General features: G+C 34.3%; 25 protein-coding genes. 19 read left to right on the forward strand and 6 right to left on the reverse strand.

Going from position 1 to position 23573, the window contains the following annotated elements:
* Window positions 1-60 precede the first annotated feature (60 nt).
* Entirely contained in the window at window positions 61-708 is a 648-nt protein-coding gene (pyrE, locus tag ACH2BV_RS14135; RefSeq protein ID WP_395051435.1) for an orotate phosphoribosyltransferase, read from the forward strand.
* A gap of 65 nt (window positions 709-773) precedes the next feature.
* Entirely contained in the window at window positions 774-1166 is a 393-nt protein-coding gene (locus tag ACH2BV_RS14140) for an SRPBCC family protein (RefSeq protein WP_395051410.1), read from the forward strand.
* A 110-nt stretch (window positions 1167-1276) separates the two neighbouring features.
* On the opposite strand, the gene ACH2BV_RS14145 is transcribed toward ACH2BV_RS14140, so the two are convergent.
* Window positions 1277-2005: a biotin--[acetyl-CoA-carboxylase] ligase gene (locus tag ACH2BV_RS14145; RefSeq protein WP_395051411.1), complete on the reverse strand. Its 729-nt coding sequence runs from the start codon at window positions 2003-2005 to the stop codon at window positions 1277-1279.
* Window positions 2006-2100: 95 nt separating this feature from the next.
* Here ACH2BV_RS14145 and rsfS point away from each other — a divergent pair, with 95 nt between their 5' ends.
* The 8 genes from rsfS to ACH2BV_RS14185 all read left to right on the forward strand — a co-directional run bounded on the left by rsfS (window position 2101) and on the right by ACH2BV_RS14185 (window position 8259).
* Window positions 2101-2472, forward strand: coding sequence for a ribosome silencing factor (rsfS, locus tag ACH2BV_RS14150; RefSeq protein WP_395051412.1), 372 nt, complete (start codon window positions 2101-2103; stop codon window positions 2470-2472).
* 15 nt (window positions 2473-2487) lie between these two features.
* The gene (gene ftsH / locus ACH2BV_RS14155) at window positions 2488-4413 is read left to right on the forward strand and encodes an ATP-dependent zinc metalloprotease FtsH (RefSeq protein ID WP_395051413.1); all 1926 of its coding nucleotides are present in this window, start codon (window positions 2488-2490) and stop codon (window positions 4411-4413) included.
* A 110-nt stretch (window positions 4414-4523) separates the two neighbouring features.
* Window positions 4524-5126, forward strand: a complete 603-nt coding sequence (locus tag ACH2BV_RS14160; RefSeq protein WP_395051415.1) for an LUD domain-containing protein — start codon at window positions 4524-4526, stop codon at window positions 5124-5126.
* Window position 5127: 1 nt separating this feature from the next.
* On the forward strand, window positions 5128-6018 hold the full coding sequence (locus ACH2BV_RS14165) for a phosphatidate cytidylyltransferase (RefSeq protein ID WP_395051416.1): 891 nt from the start codon (window positions 5128-5130) through the stop codon (window positions 6016-6018).
* Entirely contained in the window at window positions 6008-6664 is a 657-nt protein-coding gene (locus ACH2BV_RS14170) for a phosphatidylserine decarboxylase family protein (protein WP_395051417.1), read from the forward strand. Before ACH2BV_RS14165 ends, ACH2BV_RS14170 begins: the two co-directional genes overlap by 11 nt.
* The gene (locus tag ACH2BV_RS14175) at window positions 6661-6924 is read left to right on the forward strand and encodes an acyl-CoA-binding protein (protein ID WP_395051418.1); all 264 of its coding nucleotides are present in this window, start codon (window positions 6661-6663) and stop codon (window positions 6922-6924) included. The genes ACH2BV_RS14170 and ACH2BV_RS14175 overlap by 4 nt, the downstream gene beginning before the upstream one ends.
* 11 nt (window positions 6925-6935) lie before the next feature.
* On the forward strand, window positions 6936-7709 hold the full coding sequence (locus ACH2BV_RS14180) for a Fe-Mn family superoxide dismutase (RefSeq protein WP_395051419.1): 774 nt from the start codon (window positions 6936-6938) through the stop codon (window positions 7707-7709).
* A gap of 118 nt (window positions 7710-7827) precedes the next feature.
* Complete coding sequence (locus ACH2BV_RS14185; protein WP_395051420.1) at window positions 7828-8259, forward strand: hypothetical protein; 432 nt, start codon at window positions 7828-7830, stop codon at window positions 8257-8259.
* Window positions 8260-8329: 70 nt separating this feature from the next.
* Here the strand turns inward: ACH2BV_RS14185 and ACH2BV_RS14190 are convergent, their stop codons facing one another.
* Entirely contained in the window at window positions 8330-10195 is a 1866-nt protein-coding gene (locus ACH2BV_RS14190) for an alpha-amylase family protein (RefSeq protein WP_395051436.1), read from the reverse strand.
* A gap of 281 nt (window positions 10196-10476) precedes the next feature.
* On the opposite strand from ACH2BV_RS14190, the gene ACH2BV_RS14195 reads away from it, so the two are divergent.
* The 6 genes from ACH2BV_RS14195 to ACH2BV_RS14220 all read left to right on the forward strand — a co-directional run bounded on the left by ACH2BV_RS14195 (window position 10477) and on the right by ACH2BV_RS14220 (window position 17430).
* Window positions 10477-12105 carry an OstA-like protein gene (locus tag ACH2BV_RS14195; RefSeq protein WP_395051421.1) on the forward strand — a complete coding sequence of 543 codons (1629 nt, stop codon included), beginning with the start codon at window positions 10477-10479 and terminating at the stop codon, window positions 12103-12105.
* Window positions 12106-12319: 214 nt separating this feature from the next.
* On the forward strand, window positions 12320-13462 hold the full coding sequence (locus ACH2BV_RS14200) for an aspartate aminotransferase family protein (protein ID WP_395051438.1): 1143 nt from the start codon (window positions 12320-12322) through the stop codon (window positions 13460-13462).
* Between the two features lie 109 nt (window positions 13463-13571).
* Window positions 13572-14966 (forward strand): tetratricopeptide repeat protein, encoded by a 1395-nt coding sequence (locus ACH2BV_RS14205; RefSeq protein ID WP_395051422.1) that lies wholly within the window; start codon window positions 13572-13574, stop codon window positions 14964-14966.
* A 135-nt stretch (window positions 14967-15101) separates the two neighbouring features.
* Complete coding sequence (locus ACH2BV_RS14210; RefSeq protein WP_395051423.1) at window positions 15102-15851, forward strand: shikimate dehydrogenase family protein; 750 nt, start codon at window positions 15102-15104, stop codon at window positions 15849-15851.
* A gap of 131 nt (window positions 15852-15982) precedes the next feature.
* Window positions 15983-16546: a hypothetical protein gene (locus tag ACH2BV_RS14215; RefSeq protein ID WP_395051424.1), complete on the forward strand. Its 564-nt coding sequence runs from the start codon at window positions 15983-15985 to the stop codon at window positions 16544-16546.
* A gap of 326 nt (window positions 16547-16872) precedes the next feature.
* The gene (locus ACH2BV_RS14220; RefSeq protein ID WP_395051425.1) at window positions 16873-17430 is read left to right on the forward strand and encodes a zinc-ribbon domain-containing protein; all 558 of its coding nucleotides are present in this window, start codon (window positions 16873-16875) and stop codon (window positions 17428-17430) included.
* Between the two features lie 157 nt (window positions 17431-17587).
* Here the strand turns inward: ACH2BV_RS14220 and ACH2BV_RS14225 are convergent, their stop codons facing one another.
* The 4 genes from ACH2BV_RS14225 to ACH2BV_RS14240 all read right to left on the reverse strand — a co-directional run bounded on the left by ACH2BV_RS14225 (window position 17588) and on the right by ACH2BV_RS14240 (window position 20363).
* On the reverse strand, window positions 17588-17935 hold the full coding sequence (locus ACH2BV_RS14225) for a DUF1508 domain-containing protein (protein WP_395051426.1): 348 nt from the start codon (window positions 17933-17935) through the stop codon (window positions 17588-17590).
* Window positions 17936-18023: 88 nt separating this feature from the next.
* Window positions 18024-18626, reverse strand: coding sequence for a GNAT family N-acetyltransferase (locus ACH2BV_RS14230; RefSeq protein WP_395051428.1), 603 nt, complete (start codon window positions 18624-18626; stop codon window positions 18024-18026).
* A gap of 84 nt (window positions 18627-18710) precedes the next feature.
* A complete protein-coding gene (locus ACH2BV_RS14235; protein WP_395051429.1) occupies window positions 18711-19067 on the reverse strand; it encodes a hypothetical protein in 357 nt (118 codons plus the stop codon).
* A 96-nt stretch (window positions 19068-19163) separates the two neighbouring features.
* A complete protein-coding gene (locus tag ACH2BV_RS14240; protein WP_395051430.1) occupies window positions 19164-20363 on the reverse strand; it encodes an AIR synthase related protein in 1200 nt (399 codons plus the stop codon).
* A 295-nt stretch (window positions 20364-20658) separates the two neighbouring features.
* Here ACH2BV_RS14240 and ACH2BV_RS14245 point away from each other — a divergent pair, with 295 nt between their 5' ends.
* The 3 genes from ACH2BV_RS14245 to ACH2BV_RS14255 all read left to right on the forward strand — a co-directional run bounded on the left by ACH2BV_RS14245 (window position 20659) and on the right by ACH2BV_RS14255 (window position 23409).
* Window positions 20659-20931, forward strand: coding sequence for a DUF4242 domain-containing protein (locus tag ACH2BV_RS14245; RefSeq protein WP_395051431.1), 273 nt, complete (start codon window positions 20659-20661; stop codon window positions 20929-20931).
* A gap of 245 nt (window positions 20932-21176) precedes the next feature.
* Window positions 21177-21509, forward strand: a complete 333-nt coding sequence (locus ACH2BV_RS14250; protein ID WP_395051433.1) for a hypothetical protein — start codon at window positions 21177-21179, stop codon at window positions 21507-21509.
* 190 nt (window positions 21510-21699) lie between these two features.
* Window positions 21700-23409, forward strand: a complete 1710-nt coding sequence (locus ACH2BV_RS14255) for an adenylate/guanylate cyclase domain-containing protein (RefSeq protein ID WP_395051434.1) — start codon at window positions 21700-21702, stop codon at window positions 23407-23409.
* Window positions 23410-23573: the final 164 nt, after the last annotated feature.

The following is a 23573-nucleotide window of genomic DNA, read 5'->3' on the forward strand; positions in this document are numbered from 1 at the left end:
GAGATTTCATTTGTCAAAAAAAGTGGTTTGTCGTTCACAAAAACTTTATACATTTGTATTATGATATTTAATAAAGATACTGCCGAGAAAACTGCCGAATTGCTTTTGCAAATAAATGCAATTAAATTGAATCCAAGAAATCCTTTTACATGGGCTTCGGGATGGCAATCACCAATCTACTGTGATAACCGTTTAATTCTGTCGTTTCCGCTCATAAGAAATTATGTTCGGGATGAATTTTCGAAAAACATCGAAAAACAATTCGGAAAGCCAGATGTTATTGCCGGTGTAGCTACAGGAGCGATTGGAATTGGAATTTTAGTTGCCGAAAGTTTAGGATTACCTTTTGTTTATGTTCGACCGGAACCTAAAAAACACGGGAGACAAAACCAAGTAGAAGGTTTTCTTCAAAAAGGTCAAAATGTGGTAATTGTTGAAGATTTGATTAGCACCGGAAACAGTAGTTTGCTTGCTGTGGAAGCCTTGCGCGCTGCCGGAGCAAACGTAAAAGGTATGGCTGCAATCTTCACTTATGGTTTTGATGTTGCCAAAGAAAACTTTAAAAATGCCAATGTTGACTTATTTACTTTGAGCAATTATCAAAATTTATTAGACTTAGCAGTTGCCAAAAGGTACATATCCGAAGAAGAAGAACAAACATTAAGAGAATGGAATTCGAGTCCATCGACTTGGAGTGTACAGGTTTAAAATATAGAAAAAAACAAATAATAAATTGAGGATTAGATTGCTTCGTTCCTCGCAATGACAAAAAAATGAACTTAGAAAGCCCCAAAGTTACTGTTGAAAAATCAGCACAAGAATTATTTGATTTATTAACCGATGTAAGAAATTTCGAAAAATTAATGCCAGAAAATATTGCAAAATTTGAAGTTATCGGTGACGATGCTTTTATTTTTGGATTAAAAGGAATGCCGGAAATAAAACTAAAAATGAAAGAAAAAATAGCTCCAAAAAAAGTAGTTCTTGGCGCTGCAAGCGATAAATTGCCTTTTACTTTGGTTGCTGATATTAATTCGGTTTCTGATAATTCGTCTAATGTACAATTACTTTTTGAAGGTGAATTTAATGCAATGATGGGTATGATGATAAAAGGACCAATTTCGAAATTTATCGAAACTTTGGCTGTTAACATGTCGAAACTTTAATATTATATTCTTCTAAATTTGTCGTTTCGACGATAGGAGAAATCTCATATCGAGAGCAACAAATGTGATTTCTCCTGCATCGAATTGACAAATAATAGTATTTTTTGCTATCAATACAACATCTGAATTTCCTTAATATCAAATTCAGAAACCGAATCATTTTCCAAAAGAATTTTGAGTTTTCCAATTGGAGAAACACCTTGAATAATTCCCATAAAATTTTGCTTATTTTGGTCTTCGAATGGCATAGGAATTCCAATCTTGAAGAGTTTATTTGTATATTTATTCCACAATGAATTTGATTTTTGATTCCAAGACTGTATATTTTGTTCCAACTTTTCGACAATCTTCAAAAGAATTTCTTCTTTATCGAAAGTGGTGTTGCAAATTAGAGCTAATGAAGATGCTTTTGGTAAATTATCAAAATTCATTTGATTGATATTCAAACCCAAACCAGCAATAGAATTAATACTTCCATCACTTTTAATACTGTTTTCAATAAGGATTCCGCCTATCTTTTTATTATATGACATAATGTCGTTTGGCCATTTAATACTTAATTCAGGAATGTTCAACCCATCTAACACCTGAATTATCGAGATGGAAACCGCAATATTGACATCAAAAATTAGGTTAATATTTATTGTAAAATCCTTAATCAAAACACTCATTATTAAGTTTTTACTTGGCTCAGAATCCCATACAGAACCCATTTGTCCTTTGCCTTTTGTTTGACTTTCGGCAGTAACAACAGTAAAGTTTTCTAGTATTTGGTTGCTCGATAATCCTTTTAGGAATTCGTTTGTAGAATCTATGGCATCGAGTTTGATTAGTTTCATAGGAAGTTATTTGTGGAACAGAATTTAATATTATGTTAAGGTTCAAAAATAATCACAAAAAATGGTAACTTTACAAACTTATTTAAAAATAATTCATGGCTAAAAAGATTATAAATAATGATGTTCTACTAGCAAACATCATCAAGGGAATAGAAGAAGTAAAAGGAAATGACATCGATATTCTGGATTTAAGAGAAATAGACACCGCCGTTTGTGACTATTTTGTTATCTGTAACGGAAATTCAAACACTCAGGTTAACGCAATTGTTAACTCCATTCAAAAAACAGTTTCAAAAGAATTAAAAGACAAACCTTGGCATGTAGAAGGATCTGATAATGCCGAATGGGTTCTTATGGACTATGTTAGCATTGTGGTTCACGTTTTCCAAAAACACATTCGAGAATATTATAACATCGAAAGTCTTTGGGGCGATGCCAAAATTACCAAAATCGAGAATAAATACTAAAGAAATACACCTCTAATGGCAAAAGATAATAATCCAAATTCGAATAAATTTAAAGTTAGTCCTTGGTTGATTTATACCGCAATATTATTGGTTTTCTTGACCATAAGCTTTTTTACAGGCGGTTCAAGTTTTCAAGAACCTGCGCAATTAACCTCTTCAAATTTTAATGCCTATCTGGAAAAAGGGCAAATTGAAAAAGTAATTGTTTACAATAAAGTGGAAGCCGAAGTATATCTTACTGCTGCTGCCTTGAAAGAGTCAGCCAATAAAAAAGTAGCAAAAGATATTTTAGACCGTCCAAATAAAGGGCCTCATTACACTTTTATCATTGGTAACGATCAACTTTTTCAAACCAAATTGGAGAAAGCGGTTGCCGAAGGAAAATTAAAAGATTTTAATTTTTTACCAAAAAACAATTGGACTGATATTTTCGTAAGTCTATTGCCAATCATCATTATCATTGGAGTTTGGATATTCATAATGAGAAGAATGTCTGGCGGTGGCGGTGGTGGTGGTGGCCAAATTTTCAATATTGGGAAATCGAAAGCCAAGCTTTTTGACGAAAAAACAGATATTAAAACTTCTTTCAAAGATGTTGCAGGTTTAGAAGGTGCAAAAGAAGAAATACAAGAAATCGTGGAATTCCTCAAGAATCCCGAAAAATATACCAATCTGGGCGGTAAAATTCCAAAAGGCGCACTGCTCGTTGGTCCTCCTGGAACTGGAAAAACCCTATTGGCAAAAGCCGTTGCAGGCGAAGCTCAAGTTCCATTTTTCTCTTTATCAGGTTCTGATTTTGTGGAAATGTTTGTTGGAGTTGGTGCCTCAAGAGTGCGTGATTTATTCAAGCAAGCCAAAGAAAAAGCTCCAGCTATCATCTTTATTGATGAAATTGATGCAGTGGGTAGAGCCAGAGGAAAAAATAATATGTCAGGCGGAAATGATGAACGTGAAAATACGTTGAACCAATTACTTACCGAAATGGACGGTTTTGGAACCAATTCGAATGTGATTGTTTTAGCCGCAACAAATAGAGCTGATGTCCTTGACAAAGCTTTGATGCGGGCAGGTCGTTTTGACAGACAAATTTTTGTGGACTTACCGGACATTCGCGAACGTGCAGAAATTTTCAAAGTTCACCTCGCTCCTTTGAAAAAAATTGAAGGTCTAGATACTGACTTTTTGGCCAAACAAACTCCTGGTTTTTCAGGTGCTGATATTGCCAATGTATGTAACGAAGCCGCTTTGATTGCTGCAAGAAACAACAAAACTGCTGTTGACAAACAAGATTTCTTAGATGCTGTAGACAGAATTGTTGGTGGACTTGAAAAGAAAAATAAAATCGTGACTCCTGACGAAAAGAAAGCTATTGCGATTCACGAAGCAGGTCACGCAACAGTAAGCTGGATGCTGGAACACGCAGCGCCATTGATAAAAGTAACGATTGTTCCAAGAGGACAAAGCCTTGGAGCGGCTTGGTATTTACCAGAAGAACGCTTGATTGTTCGAACTGATCAAATGCTCGACGAAATGTGTGCCACTATGGGAGGAAGAGCTGCTGAGAAAGTAACTTTCGACAGAATTTCAACTGGCGCATTGAGTGATTTAGAAAAAGTAACCAGACAAGCTCGTGCAATGGTAACCATTTATGGATTGAACGAAAAAATTGGAAACGTTACTTATTATGATTCAACTGGTCAAAGTGAATACAGTTTTTCTAAACCTTATTCTGAGGAAACAGCTAAGACAATCGATAAAGAAATTTCTTTGCTAATCGAAAGCCAATACGAAAGAGCAATTAAAATATTGGAAGAGAATAAAGATAAATTAAATCAGCTTGCAGACATCTTGATTGAAAAAGAAGTAATTTTCAAAGATGACTTAGAAACAATATTCGGAAAAAGATCATTTGATTCAAATCTTGAAGAAGTAGTCTCTTAATAAGAGTAAACATATATTATTTTAAAATCTTAATTCAAAAGTGACTTTTGAATTAAGATTTTTTTATCTTTGGACGTTTTCAAATAGTTTATCAAGTAGTATAAAAAAATATGAGTCTTTTTAGAAAATTTTTTGGTTCAAATAACCCAGATTCTGAGGGGGAAAAAGATAATGAATTCAGCAAGTTCTCTCCAGATAATGATGCACCTCTAGAAGAGCAGTTCATCTATAATTTTAAGAAAAATGGCGGTAAATTTTTATACTGTGAAAATGAAGCTGAAGTAAAAGATCATTTTGAAAACATCCTGGAAGAAAATGACTGGTTCGAAAGAGAAGCTTTATGCTATGACCCTGAACTTTTTCATATGCTTGATGAAAATAAAATCACGCATCAAAAACCAAAACATCCTTCTTTTCTTCTGGCTAACTGTGAAAACCTGATTGCAGAAGAAGGATCTATATTGTTTTCATCCAAACAAATTAAGCAACATAAACCTAACGAACTTCCGGCCAACATCATTGTATTAGCTACCACCAGCCAAATTATTGGCACAAAAAGTGACGGATTAAGTGTTATAAAAAAGAAGTACGTTAGAGATTATCCAACCAATATTACAACAATAAAATATTTCGAAAAAGTAGAAGAGGAAGACTTTACTCAATATGGTAGCACTGCAAAGAATTTATATTTATTGCTTTTAGAAGACCAATAGTATGAATGAAACACTCAAGAGATCAATATCTGGTGCTATATATATAATTTTATTGCTGGCTTCAATACTGTATTCGTCTGAAAGTTTTTTTATATTGTTTGGAATATTTTTAATAATTGCAATCTTTGAATTTTGCAATTTAATTCAAATCAACAAAACACCTTCCATTATTTTTGGAATATTAATTTATACATCTGTAACTTTATTTAGTTGTTATAATAAAATTACTACGGATACAATAAATAAAATATTTAACACTGAATTTGATTTTTCAATCAACACAAAACAGTTAGATCTTATATTATTAGTAATATCTCTTGTAGTATCTATTAAGAGTGTATTATTTTTATTTTATGACAAAATTCAAAATACAAGTATATCATCAAAATATTTATACTTATTAGGATATATCATTCTTCCGTTTATATTTATCACAAAAATATCTTTCGGAATAAAAGACTATAATCCTAAAATTATAATTGGATTATTTATTATCATCTGGACAAATGACACCTTTGCTTTTATTGTGGGAAAATCTATTGGTAAAAACAAATTATTTGAAAAAATTTCACCAAAAAAAACAATTGAAGGTTTTATTGGAGGAATTGTTTTTTCAATTTTGGCTGGTTATATAATTTCAAAATATTATATAAAAGCAAGCCCAGAATTTAGCGAAAAATCCATTATGATTTGGATTTCAATCGCATTAATTGTGGGGATTTTTGGTACTATAGGCGATTTAATCGAGTCCAAATTTAAACGCATTGCGGGTGTAAAAGACAGCGGAAAAATTATGCCTGGCCACGGAGGCATCCTAGATCGATTAGATAGTGTTATATTTGTAGCACCAATTATATTTTTATTTTACCAAATTCTAAACTATGTTTCATAAAGAAGGCGCTCAATCTATATTATTAGCTACTGTTTTTACTGCTGTCATGCTTTTGTTGTCAGATAAATTCATTGATATCTATTGGATTCAAAAATCAATTCAAATAGCAACATTTGTGTTATTGATTATCATTTTACAATTTTTCAGAAACCCAAAACGCAACTTTATTCTCAATGAAAACGAAATTTTGGCTCCAGTTGACGGAAAAGTTGTTGTAATTGAAGAAGTTTATGAAGGCGAATATTTTAAAGAAAAACGCATTCAGGTTTCTATATTTATGTCTCCCTTAAATGTTCACGTAACTCGTTATGCTCTTAGTGGTCTCGTAAAATTCAGCAAATATCATCCTGGAAAATTCTTGGTAGCTTGGCATCCAAAATCAAGCGAGGAAAACGAAAGAACAACTATTGTAATCGAAAATAAAACCTTTGGCGAAGTACTGTATCGTCAAATTGCTGGCGCTTTGGCACGAAGAATTGTCAATTATGCCAAAGAAGGAATGCAAGTTAAGCAAGCTGAAGACGCTGGTTTCATTAAATTTGGTTCCAGAGTTGATATATTTTTACCTTTGGGAACGCCAATTAATGTGGTCCTAAACCAAAAAGCTATTGGAGGCAAAACTGTTATTGCAACAAAATCTGAATGAATCACAAAGACTTAGATACACGGTTTCTGGAAGCTGTTGAAATTGCTTCGCAAATGACCCAGGCATCATTACCCCAGGATGTCCAACTAAGACTTTATGCATTTTATAAACAGGCGACATACGGATCATTAAGCTATAATCATTCTGAAAGTTATGATTTAAGAAATGCTTTCAAGACCAATGCTTGGATTCAAATTAGCCATTTATCCGTTGAAGATGCCAAAGAACAATACATAGAAATTATAAATTCCTTATTGTAATAATTCTAATTATGAAAAAGATTAGTTTCCTAATTTCAAATTTACTAGTGCTTACATTATTAATTTCATGTAATAACAAAAAATACACTGAAGTCGTAGATGTACCCTTGCCGGAAGTGGAACAGAAAACAGCTATAATGGGAGTTCCTGACGACGTCAAAGCCAGTGAAGGCTCATTCCAACTTGAAAAATTGCCTTATTCATACGATGCTTTGGCACCAAATATATCGGCATCAACAATGGATAATCATTATTCCAAACATTATTTGACGTATACTAACAACCTGAACAAAGCGATAGCAGGAACACCACTAGAAAATCTCACCATCGAAGAAGTTCTAGCAAAATTAGACCCAAGCGTTGCCGAAATCAAAAATAATGCTGGCGGTTATTACAATCATTCCTTATATTTTAAATGTTTGGCACCAAAAGCCGGAGGACAACCACAAGATACTTTGGCAACAACCATCACAAAAAAGTTTGGTTCTTTTGACAATTTTACCACTGCATTCAAAGACGAAGCCACAAAACAATTTGGTTCAGGTTGGGTTTGGTTAATTGTGGATCGCTCAGGAAATCTTCAAATTACAAGCACACAAAATCAAGACAATCCTTTGATGAGAAATGCCTTAGTTCCTGGAAAACCAATTTTAGCTTTAGACCTTTGGGAACACGCTTATTATCTTGATTACCAATACAAAAGAAAAAACTATGTAGATGCTTTTTTCAATGTGATTAATTGGAAAAAAGTTGCCGAAAATTATGAGGAAGCTTTGAGGAAGTAGAAAAAAATCTCCTTATAAATCAGTGAATTTCATAACTTATTTATAATTTTTTATAAGAGCTATTGCGAAATAAAGGGCAAACTTTGTACGAATAGTTAATATAAAAAATTCAGGTACTATGAAAAATTTCCTTTCTAAATATTTTTTATTAAGTGCATCAGCAGCATTTCTCCTACTTTCATTTACCTCATGTGTCAAAAAAATTAAATTCCTGACGTCTTCTGTAGTTCCCGCAGCACTTGGTTACGTTACCATCAAAAAAGACAAAAATAAAAATTATGTGATTAAAATAAAAATAGAGGAATTAGCCGAAGTGAAAAAATTGGAACCTTCAAAAAACAGGTATATAGTTTGGATGGAAACTGAGGAGTTAATGGTAAAAAATATGGGACAAATAATTAGTGACACTCGATGTATTTCGTCAAAATTAAAAGCTGAATTTGAAACCGTTACCGCATTTAAACCCACAAAAATTTTTATTACTGCCGAAGATGATGCCGAAATACAATATCCCGGAACCCAGTTTATTTTAGAAACAAATAGATTTTAACAGCTTCTTATAATAATAAAAAAACGGACCCAATATTGATATTGCGTCCGTTTTTATTTTACTCGCTATATTACAATTGAAAAATAAACGATTCAGAAGGTGCAATACTAATTTGAGCTTTCCCTTCCCCATTTTCAACTCGCAATTGAACACTGTATTTGTGATATAATTGATCCGTAATTGTATAAGTTCCATCTTTTAAATTCCATTTTTGTATGATGTCGGCAGGAATTTTGAGTTCGAAATTACTTGTAGTGAGCCAAGAAAAATTAGTCACAATAATTAACTTCTGAGAATCTGACCAACGGGTGTAAGCATAAATTCCGGCATCATAATCTTGTGTCGATTGTCTATTTATGTTTTGAATTTCCTGGAATTTCCCCATTAAAGCTGAACTATTGATGGAGAAATTTAACAATCTTTTATAAAAATCACGCAAGTCATTTTCTTCCTGTGAAAGTTGTCCTCCATCGAATTTTCCTTCGTTCATCCAACGTTGATGATTGGGAACGCCAACATAATCATAAATTGAAGTTCTGGAACTTGTCCCAAAACCGCCATCTTCATTTCCTGCTTCGCCTACTTCCTGACCAAAATAAACCATTGTTGGTGCAGTACTTATTGTTGTCGAAACTACCATTAATGGTTTTCCGTTTTCTGCAGTTCCGGCAAATTGATCACTTGCTAATCGTTGCTCATCATGATTGTCTAGAAACTTAAGCATATGATGCTCAATATCTGCCATTCGATATTGAATATCTGAAAGTCCGTCTGGCAAAGTTTTTCCTTGTATTACCGCTTTCAAATGGTCGTATGTTTCTACTTTGTCATACAAATAATCCATTTTTCCAAGATGAATATAATTGCGATATTCTTTCGGATTATATACTTCTGCTATTAAGAAAGCGTCCGGATTTTTAACTTTTATTGATGAATTCATATAACTCCAGAATTCATAAGGCACCATTTCGGCCATATCATAACGAAAACCATCCACGCCTTTGGCAGTCCAATACAACGCAATATTGCGGAATTTTATCCAAGAATTAGGCACACTTTTATCCTTCCAAAAATCAAAATGTTCTTGATATGATTTGGTGTCAAAACCAGCTGGTAGTTCTGGAAAATCTTTAGAACCATCTGGACGAATTCCATAATTTACTTTCACGGTTTCGTACCAATCATTTTTATCTGGTCTTGCCTTTCGTGAACCGTTACCTGTCCATTTTGCAGGGAATTCGTCGAATTTTCCATCAATAAGCGGATTACTTTCACCGTTTAAAGGATGAGTGCCGTCAGGCAAGTCAAAATGAGTATTTGGAATATAATAAAAGTTGTTGTCGCGTTTATATTCTACTGAAGTATCATCATCAGCTCCAAAATCTCTCACCCCTTTTGGATTACTTTTTCCTTCATATTTTCGAGCAATATGATTGGGAACAATATCTATAATCACCTTCAATCCCGCTTTATGAGTTCGAGCAATCAAAGCTTCGAATTCTTGCAAACGATTCGCAGGATTCATTGCTAAATCAGGATTTACATTATAATAATCCTTCACCGCATAAGGCGAACCTGCTCGTCCTTTTACCACTTCTGGATCATCGTTTGAAATACCAATCGAAGTATAATCGCGAACCAAAGCGTGATGTGGAACTCCTGTGTACCAAACATAAGTGACGCCCAAATCCTTAATTTCACTCAATGCTTTGTCAGTAAAATCATTGAACTTCCCTACTCCATTTTCCTCAATGGTTCCCCAAGGTTTGTTTGTGGTATTTTTGTTGCCAAATAATCGGGTAAAAACCTGATAGACAACTATTTTCTTTTCTGAGACAATCTCTTTCTTATCTGCGTTCATTTTTATTGCTGAAGTTTTACAGGCTGTCGCCAAAAGTAATATGCTTATACCTGCAACAATAGTTATTTTTTTCATCATACAAAATTATTTTAACTTGTTTTTATTGTTAATTATGAAATCCAAATTAATTAACAACCTCTAAATTTAATATTTTTTTGCTATCAATTTGAGAATTATTCAAGATTTATCTAAAACTATTCACTAGAACTGGAACTACAACGAAATATTATTCCTTTTTGTTAATAAGTTTAGAATCAATCAAAAGATGCATTAATCATTTTCGAATGGTTATAAATAAATCATAATATGGATTCAGGTTGTTTCATTTTTCTTAAATTTGGCAAAAAATAAATCCATTGAAGAAATCACTATTTTTCATAAGTTGTTGTTTGGCAGTTCTAAGTTTCCAAAACCTTTTGGCTCAAACTCCAAAAAAAATCCTTGTAGAACATTCTGATTATTTTGATGTAAACCAAGTGGAAGCCCCAGATGCTGTATTACTTACCGGTAATGTGCGTGTCAACCACGACGGCGTGATTATGACTTGTAACAAAGCCTATTATTTCCAAAAGGAAAACTACATAAAAGCCTTTGGAAACGTGCAATTAGTCCAAGGTGATACTTTATATCTCAATAGCAAATATGCCGAATACAATGGCAATATGAAACAAGCGTTTGCCACTGGAGATGCCGTTATGCGTTCGCCAGAATCGACTATGACTACAGACACTATTAACTTCAACCGAAATACACAAGAAGTCTATTACAACTCGAATGGGACGATTACTAATAGAGATAATACGCTGAAAAGCAAGTCAGGAAAATACTTTGTTGCCGAAAAAAAATTCCAATTCCTGACTGCGGTTACCATCACGAATCCAAAATACGTTATCAAGTCAAATCACCTGGATTACTACAGCAATTCCGGTCATTCATACCTTTTTGGACCATCGACAATTACTAGTAAAGCCAATTATATTTATACCGAAAAAGGGTTTTATGATACCAAAAAAAATCTGGCACATTTTCTTCGAAAGTCGTATATCAGATACGATGACCGCTTGATTGAAGGCGATAGTTTATATTATGACCGAAACAGAGAATTCGCCTCAGCAACGCGGAATGTAAAAATAACCGACTCCATAAATCGTGGAATTGTCAAAGGACATTATGCCGAAATTTACAAAAATCAGGATTCGATGTTTGTCACCAAAAGAGCCGTGGCAGTTAACTTTGTCGAAAACGATTCGGTTTATATTCACGGAAAGAAATTAATGGTTACAGGTCCGGAAGGCAACCGAATAATTCGGGCATACAATAATGTTCGTTTTTATAAAATCGATATGAGCGGAAAATGCGATTCGCTTCATTCCAGCTCAAAAACAGCCTTGACAAAACTGATAGGAAATCCCATTCTTTGGAACGGAGATAGCCAAATTACAGGCGACGTGATGCATCTTATTGGCAACAATACCACCAAAAAACTAGATTCGCTCAAAGTGCTTAACAATACGTTTCTGGTCTCGAAAGATACACTCGGAACAGGTTTTAACCAAGTGAAAGGACAAAATCTCTACGGCAAATTCGAGGATGGAAAACTCCACGATGTTGATATCATAAAAAATACCGAAGTTATTTATTATATGCGAAATGAAACCCACGATCTCATTGGTATCAACAAAAACGTGAGCAGCAAAATCAATATTATTTTTAATAAAAATGCCATAGAAACTATTACTTTTTTCAAGCAAATTGACGGCGATATTTATCCCGAAAAAGACTTGCCCGAAAACGCCCGGAGACTGCGGGCATTGTTTTGGCGTGGCGATGAAAGAATAAAATCAAAGGATGATATTTTCCCGCCCGAAGAAAATATAGAAAACGAGAAACTGGTCAAACAAGGGAAAGCTGAAAATGACAAGAAGAATGTTCCAATGAAGATCCGGAAGGAAACATTGAATTACGATAAGAAGAAGAAAAAGTAGGTTGCAGATTACAGATTTCATTTAGAGTTACCGAAATATATAACCCATCTATTTGTCATTCCGACGAAGGAGGAATCTCATCAGTTGCTCTCGTTATGAGATTCCTCCTTCGTCGAAATGACAAGTTTCAAGATAAAAACAATCAAATCAACAAACATAAGCCTTGAACGATTTCATAAAATACCAAGCCCAAACGTCTCCCTATCCTTTAGGAATGGAGGTTTCGTACGCAAAAGGCTCCTATATTTTCGATACCAACAATAAAAAATACTTAGACTTTGTCGCTGGAGTTTCAGCTTGTGCTCTCGGGCATCAGCCGCCAAGAGTCAATCAGGCGATTAAAGACCAATTAGATAAATATTCGCACGTGATGGTGTATGGTGAATATTCGCAAAGTCCAGCCGTGGAATATTGCAAATTACTAGCTTCACTCCTACCCAAACCATTAGACAAAACCTATTTAGTCAATTCCGGTACAGAAGCCATTGAAGGGGCTTTAAAACTCGCCAGAAGAACTACAGGACGAAGTCAATTGATTTCTTGCCACAACGCCTATCATGGAAATACCATGGGTTCCATGAGCGTAATGGGATTTGAAGAACGCAAACGAATTTTTCGTCCTTTGATTCCCGATGTAGAATTCATCACTTTTAATAACGAAGATGATTTAGAAAAAATAACCAATAAAACTGCCGGAATTCTTCTAGAAACCATTCAAGGTGGCGCCGGTTTTATCCAACCTCAGAACGATTTTTTGAAAAAAGTAAGAGAACGTTGCACTGAAGTGGGTGCGATGATGATTCTCGACGAAATCCAACCCGGTTTTGGGAGAACGGGAAAACTTTTTGGATTCCAAAACTACGATGTTGTTCCTGATATTGTGGTAATGGGAAAAGGAATGGGCGGCGGAATGCCTGTTGGCGCTTTCACAGCATCTGCTGAAATGATGGATTTATTGAGCCACGATCCCAAGTTGGGTCACATCACGACTTTTGGCGGACATCCTGTCATAGCGGCAGCCTGCCTGGCTACTTTGCAGGAAATTACCGAAACAAATTTGATGGCAGAAACTTTAGAGAAAGAAAAACTCTTCAGATCACTTTTGGTACATCCTTTGATAAAAGAAGTTCGAGGAAAAGGATTAATGTTGGCTGCAATGACGGAAAGCGCTGATATTACCAATGATGTAATTCTAAAATGCCAAGACAAAGGACTTATTTTATTTTGGTTACTTTTCGAAGAATGTGCCATCAGAATTACACCGCCGTTGACCATTTCCGATGATGAAATTCGGGAAGGTTGTACAATAATGCTCGAAGTGATGAATGAAATTCAATTAACAATTGATAATCAGTAATTACCAATTGTTTTCTGTTAATTAAATTGTTCACAACAATTCCAAATTTTTCTCACATTTACACTTAGGTTGCCTAATTTTATTTTGGGCAAACTCAAAAACATAAAGTATGCAATTAAGCAACGAGGAAGAAGAATATAACTTATCCCTATCCAAATTTGAGTCAATGTTGAAAACCAACAAAGTGCTCTTTTTTGACTCCGAAGAATTTGAAGAAATCATACTTCATTATCTCGATTTGGGAAAAGCCAATCTAGCTAAAAAAGCTTTAAAACTGGCTTTAGAACAACATCCAAAATCAACTGGATTAAAATTGGTCCAGGTTGAAATGCTGGTCTATGACGACAAACTCGAACAAGCTGAAAAGTTATTGAACGAATTGTACGCTATAGAACCAACAAACGAAGAAATTTATATTCAAAAAGCAAATATTTTTTCTAAACGAGACAACCACGAGAAGGCGGTTGAACTGCTGAATATTGCTTTAGAATATACCGATGATTTAGCCGATGTGCATAATTTAATCGGGATGGAATACCTGTTTATGGACAATCTCGAAATGGCCAAAGAAAGTTTTATCAAATGTCTCGAAGAAGATCTTGAAGATCAATCTGCCTTGTATAATGTGGTCTATTGTTACGAATTTTTAGACCAAAATCAGGAAGCAATTGACTATTTAATAAAATACATTGACCAAAATCCATACAGCGAAATCGCCTGGCATCAATTGGGTCGCTTGCATTATGGCATAAAAGAATATGAAAATGCCATTCGCGCTTTTGATTATGCAACGCTCATTGATGATGAATTTCTGGGTGCTTTTATGGAAAGAGCCAAGGCTTTGGAACGATTGAAAAAATACAAAGAAGCCATTGAAAGTTACAACAGAACTATCGAATTAGATGAACCTACTTCTTATGCATTGCTACGAATAGGGAAATGCTATGAAAAGTTAGGCAACAAAGTTCAGGCTTTAAAATATTTCAATAAAACGGTTCACGAAGATCCTCTTTTGGACAAAGGCTGGATTGCCATTACCGATTTTTATGTTCGTCAAAAAAATTACCAGAAGGCATTATTTTTCGTCAATAAAGCATTAGCCATTGACAATCAAAATCGTTTGTATTGGAAACGTTTTGCTTCCATAAACAAACAATTGAACCTTTTTGAAGAAGCTGAATTTGGGTATCGAAAAGCGGTTGAATTTGGCGATTATGAACTAGACACTTGGTTGTTTTGGGTTGATATTCTCCAGTTTTTGGGCGAATTTGAAAGCGCAATACAAACCTTGTCGCAAGCCTCGGAATATTTTCCGGAAGAAAACGAAGTCGAATATCGTTTGGCCGGATTGTACTTTATGATTCAGGATACGACCAAAGCTAAATTTCATTTAAGCAATGCGATGCGTTTGAATTTTGACAATTATATTATTATAGAAGATTTATTTCCTGTTGTTTGGGCTAGAAAAATGGTTCAGAATTACATTGCAAAACATAAAAAATAGTTACTAAATTTTGCCACGAATTACACAAATTAGCACAAATTCAATTTAAATAATTTGAAAAAATTAGTGATAATTCGTGTAATTCGTGGCTAACAAAAAACAGTACGTGAAGCGGACTTTTTTATAAAAAATAAAATGCTGGACACAATACGAAAACGCTTTGGTTTACTGGGACGCAACATAAGTTATTCTTTCTCGAAAGGTTATTTTACAGAAAAGTTCAGCAACGAAAACTTTGTAGGTTGCACATACGAGAATTTTGATATTCCAGAAATAACGGCTTTCCCCGAAATCATAAAAAACACTCCCGACTTAAAAGGATTGAATGTCACCATTCCATACAAAGAAGTGGTGATTCCTTATTTGGATAAATTATCTAAAAAAGCAACAGAAATTGGCGCCGTAAATACCATAAAATTTACCAAAAAGGGAAAGTTGAAAGGGTACAACACCGATTATTATGGTTTTATGAAATCATTGGAACCACTATTGCAACCGCATCATAAAAAAGCACTGATTCTGGGAACTGGCGGCGCATCCAAAGGTGTGGCGTATGCATTGAAAGAATTGGGTGTTTTATACACTTTTGTTTCCAGAGAAGCCAAAGAAGGCATTATAGATTACGACCGAATCAACGCCACAACTTTTGACAATTACCAAATCATCATCAATTCTACGCCAGTAGGAACAAGCCCAAATACCGAGGCTTTCCCGCTGATTCCCTACGAATATTTTACCGAAAAGCACATTGCATACGACTTGATATACAATCCGGCGGAAACCCAATTCCTCAAGAAAGCTGCTGCACATGGAGCACAAACTAAAAATGGGCAGGATATGCTTATTTTTCAAGCGGAGAAGGCTTGGAAGATTTGGAATAAATAAGATAGTTTACTTAACTATTTGTAAGTATTTATTCCTATTTTAGCAACTCCTAAAAAAGGATAGTCGTTTATCATAAATATTAACAGATTAACACATCATTGAGAAATTAGTGTAAATCAAAAACACCACATATGTCTTCTATTTTTCGTACTATTTTTGCAATTACTATTTTTACGTTATTCCTTCCTAACCTTACAAAAGCCCAACCAAGAACGGGAAAATTTATTGATGTTTCTGTGGGTCTCGGCTTAACTGCTCCTTATGACGATGTTGATATAACTGGCTCTGGTTTTTATGCCCAAGGAGAATATGTAATTGGCATATCCAAATGGTTTGGTATAAGGCCTTATGCTGGACTCGTTTTAACATCACATCTTAAACAGCAAAACCAGCCTGAATATAAGGTGACATCTAAAGCTTTTTTATTTGGTGGAAAAGCCCGTATAGTTGCTCCTATTCCTTGGGTTGCTCCCTATTTTGAAATTGGCGTCGGTGCTTCCATCGGTTCATTTGAAACCTATACACCATATACTAATATTAAAAAAAATGGAATATTAATACATATCCCTTTCACGATTGGGCTAGCATTAGGTCCCAAACATAATTTAGACTTAGCACTTACCTATTATTATCAGCCAGCTGTACAGCAGTTTTCCGGAGCGACAGCTATAGGATTTTCTTTTCCATTAAATTAAGCTAACAATATCTTATAATATGGGTTAGAAACTTATACTGTTTTCGGACTTATGAATGCATTGGAAAAAAAGGCCCACAAACTAATTAAGGAACAGGATATGCTTATTTTTCAAGCAGAGAAAGCCTACACGATTTGGAACAAGCAGGAAGTCATCTTGATAGTTTGTAAAAAAAATGATACATTTGATATGAAAATAAGGCCAAATAAACCTTCGCCAATCTACCCCAATTTGGGTGTATATACGAAGGTTTGTATTGCCTATAAACAAGTTGGCAGATAGACTCAGAAAAATTTATAAATAAAAATATATAAAATTAGAACTTTATGAAAACCATTTGTTCAAATTGTGAAGCTGAAAACGAAATTGATTCAAAATATTGTTCAATTTGTGGTTACAAATTGCCAATTATTGAAAAACAAAATAATGAAATTAAAAATGAACCAAAAAAGATAATAACTGAAAAGAAAAAATATAACCTGAAAACAATACTAGGTTTTGTCTTTGGTTTTTCTGTGATGTTTTTTGTAACTCAATATTTTTTCAATCCATCAATTGACAAGCAACTTACAGGATTTGCAAACGAATTCAATAAAACTTGTCCAATGACTATTGATCAATACACAACTTTAAAAAATGTTGTTGCTTTGCCAGACAAAACTATTCAATATAATTATGTTTTAGTTGGAATGACAAAAGCAGAAGTAAAACTTGATACGGTAAAGAAATATGTGTTCCCAAGCATTTTACAAAACGTAAAAACAAACCCAGGAATGAAATTATTTAGGGATAGCAAAGTTACAATAAATTATTATTATGCAGATAAAAATGGAGAATTTGTAACTGAATATATTGTAAAACCAGAAATGTACGAAGAGAAGTAAGCCTACTGTGAAGTCTCCAGACTTCGTACCAATTTAAACCTACCATTACCATTCAATTTATCACGTATTTATTGAGCTTTTTTAGTGCATATTTTTAGCTACGAAGTCAGGAGACTTCGTGCGGCAAATCCTCTAATAAATTTCACATCATTACAATCTAATCCGGAAACATAAATTCATTCACCGAAAAATCCAAAATATCAGATTTTGCGGCAGCGAGAATGATTTCATCGATACCTTTTTGGAGTAATAAAGGCGTGGAATATTTTCGGCTGGTGGCGATTATGGCATCTTCAAACATCATTTTAAAAAAATATTTTCCGTTGGCAGCCCTGGATTTCACGTAAGTGTAATTGCCTATGGTAGCTTTTATCTCTTCGATGACTGCTTCGCAATCCATCTTTAGTTCAAAAGAAGTGCTTGTGAAGATAGTTTTTCCTTTTCTGGATGTGAATACAAATTTATAATGATCATCAAATCTTTTGCTGATAACGAATGCTCCCATACTATACTGCTGAATGTTAATTGAAATAAAATGAGTAAAGAAGTGTCTCTACTTTCGGAAATTGTGCTATAAATTAGGATTTATACTGTCACAATTTCGCTTTCAAATTATCCTTTACTTCATCAAACCATTCGCTACGAAGAATGCTTAAAATAATGCTGTCGCGACGCACATCACTGCCTAAAGTGGGCATATGATTTCGCAAAACACCTTCTACTTTGCAACCAATGCTTTTCATTGCGGCAATACTGCGTTGGTTGTTGTTGTCCGCACGGAATTCTACTCGCTCCATTCCAAGGGTTTCGAAAGCAAATTGTAATAATAAAAATTTACAATGTTTGTTTAATCCTGTTCCTCTAAAATCTTTTCCGTACCAAGTGTATCCTAATTGTAGCGTTTTGAATGGTAATTGAATGTCATAAAAACGGGTGCTACCAGCATATTTTCCGGATTTCTTGTCGAAAACGATGAATGGGAATTCGGTTTTGTTTTCTTTGGCTTTTAAAGCCAATTGAATATAGTGAGCAAGATTTTCTTTCCCGTTGGCTCGAACCAATGAATATTGCCAAGTTTCAGGTTCATTGAGGGAGATTTCTAATAAATTTTCAACATCGGATTCTTGTAATGGACGAAGTAAAACAAGGTCGTCTTCGAGGATTATATTTTGTGGGAATTCGAAAATTTCTTTCATTGTGGTAATTTTAAAATGGGCCACGGACGACACTGATTAAACGGGTTTACTCGGATTGATTTGTTTGGATTGTAATGAAAGAAACTATTCGTTCATTTCGTCGTAACGAACCGGAATTTGTGGATCATACAAAGGACATTTGAATTCGTCCAAAGTATCGGCGAGTAGATTCATTGTTTTTCCTTCGGTTCCGTAGCAATCAATTTGGATGCTTTGCGGAGTAGTTTTGACGTGAAAAGCTCCTTTTCCTTTGGTGTTTTTCCAACTGTTTTCATCTACTTTTTCCCAGTTGGCAAACACTGAATTAATACGATTCAATATTACTTGAACAGGAAGTGTTTCAAGACCTTCGACTTCTTGTTGTTCGACCAAGGCCTCATAAACCAGATGATGGTTGAGATAAATTCCGTCTTGATATTGCCAAAAAAGTAGTTCGTACATAGTATGTTTTTTAGCCCCGATCGTAGTAAAAATCCTTTTGTGCCGGTGTTCGGCACAAAAGATTGTAACGGATAGCGGGATTAGCTCCTAGAAAAATTAATATTCGAAAGTACCGTATTCGCTGGTAATGGTCAGTTTTTTAGTTTCGGCAGCTTCTACTCTACCCACAATTTGCGCATTGACCTTAAACGATTTTGAAATATCAATTATGCCCTGAGCAAACGCTTCGGGAACGTAAATTTCCATACGATGACCGCAGTTGAACACTTGGTACATTTCTTTCCAATCGGTTTTAGATTGCTCCTGAATTAACTTGAACAAAGGTGGAAGCGGGAATAAATTGTCTTTTATTATATGCAGGTTTTGAATGCCTTGCCCGCCGGCAGGCAGGAAATGTAAAATCTTAGTTTGAGCACCACCGCTGCAATGTACCATTCCGTGAATTTCATTGGATGTATATTTATCTAAAATTTTCTTGATAATTGGCGCATAGGTTCTGGTTGGCGAAAGCACTAATTGTCCGGCATCAATAGGTGAATTTTCGACAGAATCGGTTAGTTTTACCTGACCCGAATAAATCAATTCTTCAGGGACTGCAGCATCGTAACTCTCCGGATATTTGGTTGCCAAATATTTCCCAAAAACATCGTGACGCGCCGAAGTTAATCCGTTGCTTCCCATTCCGCCATTATAGCTTTTTTCGTAAGAGGCCTGACCAAAAGATTCTAATCCTACGATTACGTCTCCAGCTTTAATATTGGCATTGTCAATTACTTTAGATCGTTTCATACGAGCCGTAACGGTTGAATCCACAATGATAGTTCGAACAATATCGCCTACATCGGCAGTTTCTCCACCGGTAGAATGTATGGTTACGCCAAAAGAATCGAGTTCTTTAATGAGTTCTTCGGTTCCGTTGATAATTGCCGAAATCACTTCGGCAGTTATGAGGTTTTTATTTCTTCCAATGGTGGAAGAAAGCAAAATATTATCGGTTGCACCTACGCATAATAAATCGTCAATATTCATAATCAAAGCGTCTTGCGCAATGCCTTTCCATACTGAAATATCACCTGTTTCTTTCCAATACATATAAGCCAAAGACGATTTTGTTCCCGCACCATCTGCGTGCATAATGAGGCAATATTCTTCGTCATTGGTTAAATAATCAGGGATAATTTTGCAAAAAGCCTGAGGAAATAATCCTTTGTCAATATTTTTTATGGCGTTGTGCACATCTTCTTTGGATGCTGAAACTCCTCTTTGAGCGTAACGTTTGCTGGAATCTGAACTCATTTTATAGGTGTGTAGTTTTGTTGCTTGTCCGCCGAAGGAGGATGGCGCAAATATAATTATTTTTTTTGGGTTTTGCCTATTGAGTTTTGTATGGGTTTCAGGAATTTTAGAATAATTCTAAATAGTTAAATATATTTTATTATATTTGATTTATGTATTTGATTTTTAAAAGATTATATAAAAATAAAAATATTAAACACGCTTTAAAATTTCAAGAGTGGAAACCAGCTACCACATAAAAAAACGGGGCACAACCGAAAAGCCATAAAAGTAGGAAACTAAAAAACATAACAAGATGCCAAAATATGTAATTGAAAGAGAAATTCCTGGTGCAGGTAAACTTACTGCAGAACAATTGAAAGCCATTTCGCAAACTTCCTGTGGAGTTTTGAGCAAGATGGGACCACAAATTCAGTGGGTTCAAAGTTATGTAACAACGGATAAAATTTATTGTATTTACAATGCACCAAACGAAGAAATGGTTCGCGAACACGCAAAACAAGGTGGATTCCCTGCAAATGCTGTAAGTCAGGTTGCTACAATCATAGACCCGACAACAGCGGAATAAAGTATTCAAAAAATAAAAAATGCCTATCTAAAAAAGATAGGCATCTTTTATAAAATAATATGTCATTCTCATTTAAATAATGATGAGTTTGGATTAATATTCCTTAAAAAAAATATTTATCAAAAAAAGATTATATTTGATTGAAAATTAAGTCATTATCTTCAAAACATTTTCTTAACTGCCCCTACTTTATTGAATAATGGTCTATGTAAATTAGTATTTATTAACCTTTAAATAAAATAACTATGGCAACAATTGTAATTACAATCAGATTAGATGGTGCAGGTCCGGGAATAATATTAAATGACGGAGTTAGTAATGGTTCTGATATAACAACCCACGTCAAGAATGGAGACACAGTAAAATGGAAGCTTATCGCAAATTCTGGAATTACTTCTCTTGATGGTATCGATGATACGAGTACTGATGTTTTTAATCCTGACCCATCTATTCAACCGGATGGCTCCTATCAGGGAACTGTTTCTTCCACTCCTGGTCAAGTAGAAACCTACAATGTAAAATATACTTTTAATGGGGTGCAATACCCTCATGATCCATCTATTCAGGTGCATCAATAATTATAAACTATTTTTAATGTTTATTGGAAAGACTATATTCCAAAATATTTTATTTTATAAAAAAGCCTATTTAACCCTAGGCTATTTTATACTGTTTTGTTATTGCATCTATAGTCAGAATCAAAAGCTGGCCGATAGCGTTGAATCTATCTATTTACATGGCAGTTTTGAAGAACAGGACAGATTAAAAATGCTAAAAGAATTAGCTGTTAATCATACCAATACCGAAAAGAAACTGGCTTATAGTTTAGAATTAATACGAACAGCTCAAGCATTGGATTCCGTCGATTATTTATTTTCGGGTTTTTTGGAAAAAGGAAATGCACTCCGGCTTAAAAGTGATCTAAGCCAAGCTTTGGAAAGTTATATTCAAGGGGCAAAAATTGCTGTCAAAAAAAAACAAAATAGAGATTTAGGCCTCATCTATATTTCAATTGCTACTGTTTATGCAGTTATGGGCAACCACAAAAATTCAGTTCATTATTTTAAAAGTGCCATCGAAATTCTTAAGATAGAGAAAGATTCCATTAATGTGGCATCGGCACTTCTAAATGCTGGTGATGAGTATATAAATATGGGTAAATTGCAATCAGCTCTAGTTTATACTAAGAAATCAGAAACTTTATTTAATGCCATTGAATATCCTCTTGGTCAAGCCTATAGTTTAGGAAACCTTGGAATGATTTATGCCAAAATGGGAAATGATTTGCAAGCAGAGAATTATATCAATAAAGCGATACTGTTATTACAAAAATTAGGCGAGTATTATCCAATATGTGTTTATCTTACTTATATGTCTGACATCTATTTTGAAAAAGGAGATAAGGAAGCCGCTTTAAATTATGCTTTGAGAAGTCTTGAACTTGCAAAAAAGAATAAGCTAAAGAAACAGATCTGTGATGCAAACCTGAAGCTTTCAAAACTGTATGAAGATCTTGGCGATGAGCGAAAATCGCTAAGTTATTACAAGGATCATATTACTTATCGAGATAGCGTAAGCAACATTGAATCTGTCCAGAAAATGGCTGATTTGCGTACAGATTTTGAAGTTTCCCAGAAACAGGTAGAAGTCGATTTGCTCAATCAGACGAAAAAGACTCAGCGAATTATTGCTATTTCATCCGTTATTGCATTGTTTCTTGTCTTTCTGCTGGCTTTAGGCTTATTTAAGCGTTATAAATTTATTAAACAAACCAACATTATTATTGAAGAAGAAAAAAATAAATCTAACAACTTGTTGCTCAATATTCTTCCTGAAGAAACAGCTCAGGAATTAAAACAAAACGGTAGAGTTTTAGCAAAGAAGTTTGAATCTGTAACGGTATTATTTACAGATTTTGTTGGATTTACTCAATATGCAGAATATTTATCCCCAGAAAAATTGGTAGAAAGTGTGGACTACTATTTTTCAAAATTTGATGAAATAATAGAAAAATATGGCTTAGAGAAAATTAAAACAGTAGGGGATGCTTATATGTGTGCTGGCGGTTTACCTTTCCCGACGGAGGATCACGCTTATAAAATGGTGCTTGCTGCTATTGAAATCGCTGAATTTGTTCAAGATTCCAAAAAAATTAATACGCTAAATCAAACTCGTTTTGAAATTCGTATCGGTATTAATACTGGTCCGGTAGTAGCTGGAGTGGTTGGAATTAAGAAATTTGCATATGACATTTGGGGAGATACGGTAAACATAGCTTCACGTATGGAAACTAATTCGGAACCAGGGAAAATTAACATCTCGGAAAATACCTATGAATTGATTAAAGATTCTTTTGATTGTGTCTTTAGAGGTGAAATTGAAGCGAAAAATAAAGGAGTAATGAAAATGTATTTCGTAAATGATTTTATAATAAAGACTTGTAAATCATCATTTAGTCATTCGCATTTCAACACTTAAAATTTAATTCGTGAGGTAAAAATGTTTAACAATTTTTATTCAAAAAAAAATGCCTATCTAAAAAACGAGGGCACTGAAAAAGTCATTTTAGTACTTAATTGATTAATAAATAAGGAGTAGAAAACTAGTTTTTCTGCTCCTTATTTTGTATTTTTAAGTTTAAT

This window comes from Flavobacterium sp. (assembly GCF_043780635.1).
Taxonomy (GTDB): domain Bacteria; phylum Bacteroidota; class Bacteroidia; order Flavobacteriales; family Flavobacteriaceae; genus Flavobacterium.

What these genes read in the sequence shown, in the direction of transcription:
- pyrE (WP_395051435.1), top strand. Translation starts at nt 61, where the DNA reads ATGATATTTAATAAAGATACTGCCGAGAAAACTGCCGAATTGCTTTTG.
- ACH2BV_RS14140 (WP_395051410.1), top strand. Translation starts at nt 774, where the DNA reads ATGAACTTAGAAAGCCCCAAAGTTACTGTTGAAAAATCAGCACAAGAA.
- ACH2BV_RS14145 (WP_395051411.1), bottom strand. Translation starts at nt 2,005, where the DNA reads ATGAAACTAATCAAACTCGATGCCATAGATTCTACAAACGAATTCCTA.
- rsfS (WP_395051412.1), top strand. Translation starts at nt 2,101, where the DNA reads ATGGCTAAAAAGATTATAAATAATGATGTTCTACTAGCAAACATCATC.
- ftsH (WP_395051413.1), top strand. Translation starts at nt 2,488, where the DNA reads ATGGCAAAAGATAATAATCCAAATTCGAATAAATTTAAAGTTAGTCCT.
- ACH2BV_RS14160 (WP_395051415.1), top strand. Translation starts at nt 4,524, where the DNA reads ATGAGTCTTTTTAGAAAATTTTTTGGTTCAAATAACCCAGATTCTGAG.
- ACH2BV_RS14165 (WP_395051416.1), top strand. Translation starts at nt 5,128, where the DNA reads ATGAATGAAACACTCAAGAGATCAATATCTGGTGCTATATATATAATT.
- ACH2BV_RS14170 (WP_395051417.1), top strand. Translation starts at nt 6,008, where the DNA reads ATGTTTCATAAAGAAGGCGCTCAATCTATATTATTAGCTACTGTTTTT.
- ACH2BV_RS14175 (WP_395051418.1), top strand. Translation starts at nt 6,661, where the DNA reads ATGAATCACAAAGACTTAGATACACGGTTTCTGGAAGCTGTTGAAATT.
- ACH2BV_RS14180 (WP_395051419.1), top strand. Translation starts at nt 6,936, where the DNA reads ATGAAAAAGATTAGTTTCCTAATTTCAAATTTACTAGTGCTTACATTA.
- ACH2BV_RS14185 (WP_395051420.1), top strand. Translation starts at nt 7,828, where the DNA reads ATGAAAAATTTCCTTTCTAAATATTTTTTATTAAGTGCATCAGCAGCA.
- ACH2BV_RS14190 (WP_395051436.1), bottom strand. Translation starts at nt 10,195, where the DNA reads ATGAAAAAAATAACTATTGTTGCAGGTATAAGCATATTACTTTTGGCG.
- ACH2BV_RS14200 (WP_395051438.1), top strand. Translation starts at nt 12,320, where the DNA reads ATGGAGGTTTCGTACGCAAAAGGCTCCTATATTTTCGATACCAACAAT.
- ACH2BV_RS14205 (WP_395051422.1), top strand. Translation starts at nt 13,572, where the DNA reads ATGCAATTAAGCAACGAGGAAGAAGAATATAACTTATCCCTATCCAAA.
- ACH2BV_RS14210 (WP_395051423.1), top strand. Translation starts at nt 15,102, where the DNA reads ATGCTGGACACAATACGAAAACGCTTTGGTTTACTGGGACGCAACATA.
- ACH2BV_RS14215 (WP_395051424.1), top strand. Translation starts at nt 15,983, where the DNA reads ATGTCTTCTATTTTTCGTACTATTTTTGCAATTACTATTTTTACGTTA.
- ACH2BV_RS14220 (WP_395051425.1), top strand. Translation starts at nt 16,873, where the DNA reads ATGAAAACCATTTGTTCAAATTGTGAAGCTGAAAACGAAATTGATTCA.
- ACH2BV_RS14225 (WP_395051426.1), bottom strand. Translation starts at nt 17,935, where the DNA reads ATGGGAGCATTCGTTATCAGCAAAAGATTTGATGATCATTATAAATTT.
- ACH2BV_RS14230 (WP_395051428.1), bottom strand. Translation starts at nt 18,626, where the DNA reads ATGAAAGAAATTTTCGAATTCCCACAAAATATAATCCTCGAAGACGAC.
- ACH2BV_RS14235 (WP_395051429.1), bottom strand. Translation starts at nt 19,067, where the DNA reads ATGTACGAACTACTTTTTTGGCAATATCAAGACGGAATTTATCTCAAC.
- ACH2BV_RS14240 (WP_395051430.1), bottom strand. Translation starts at nt 20,363, where the DNA reads ATGAGTTCAGATTCCAGCAAACGTTACGCTCAAAGAGGAGTTTCAGCA.
- ACH2BV_RS14245 (WP_395051431.1), top strand. Translation starts at nt 20,659, where the DNA reads ATGCCAAAATATGTAATTGAAAGAGAAATTCCTGGTGCAGGTAAACTT.
- ACH2BV_RS14250 (WP_395051433.1), top strand. Translation starts at nt 21,177, where the DNA reads ATGGCAACAATTGTAATTACAATCAGATTAGATGGTGCAGGTCCGGGA.
- ACH2BV_RS14255 (WP_395051434.1), top strand. Translation starts at nt 21,700, where the DNA reads ATGCTAAAAGAATTAGCTGTTAATCATACCAATACCGAAAAGAAACTG.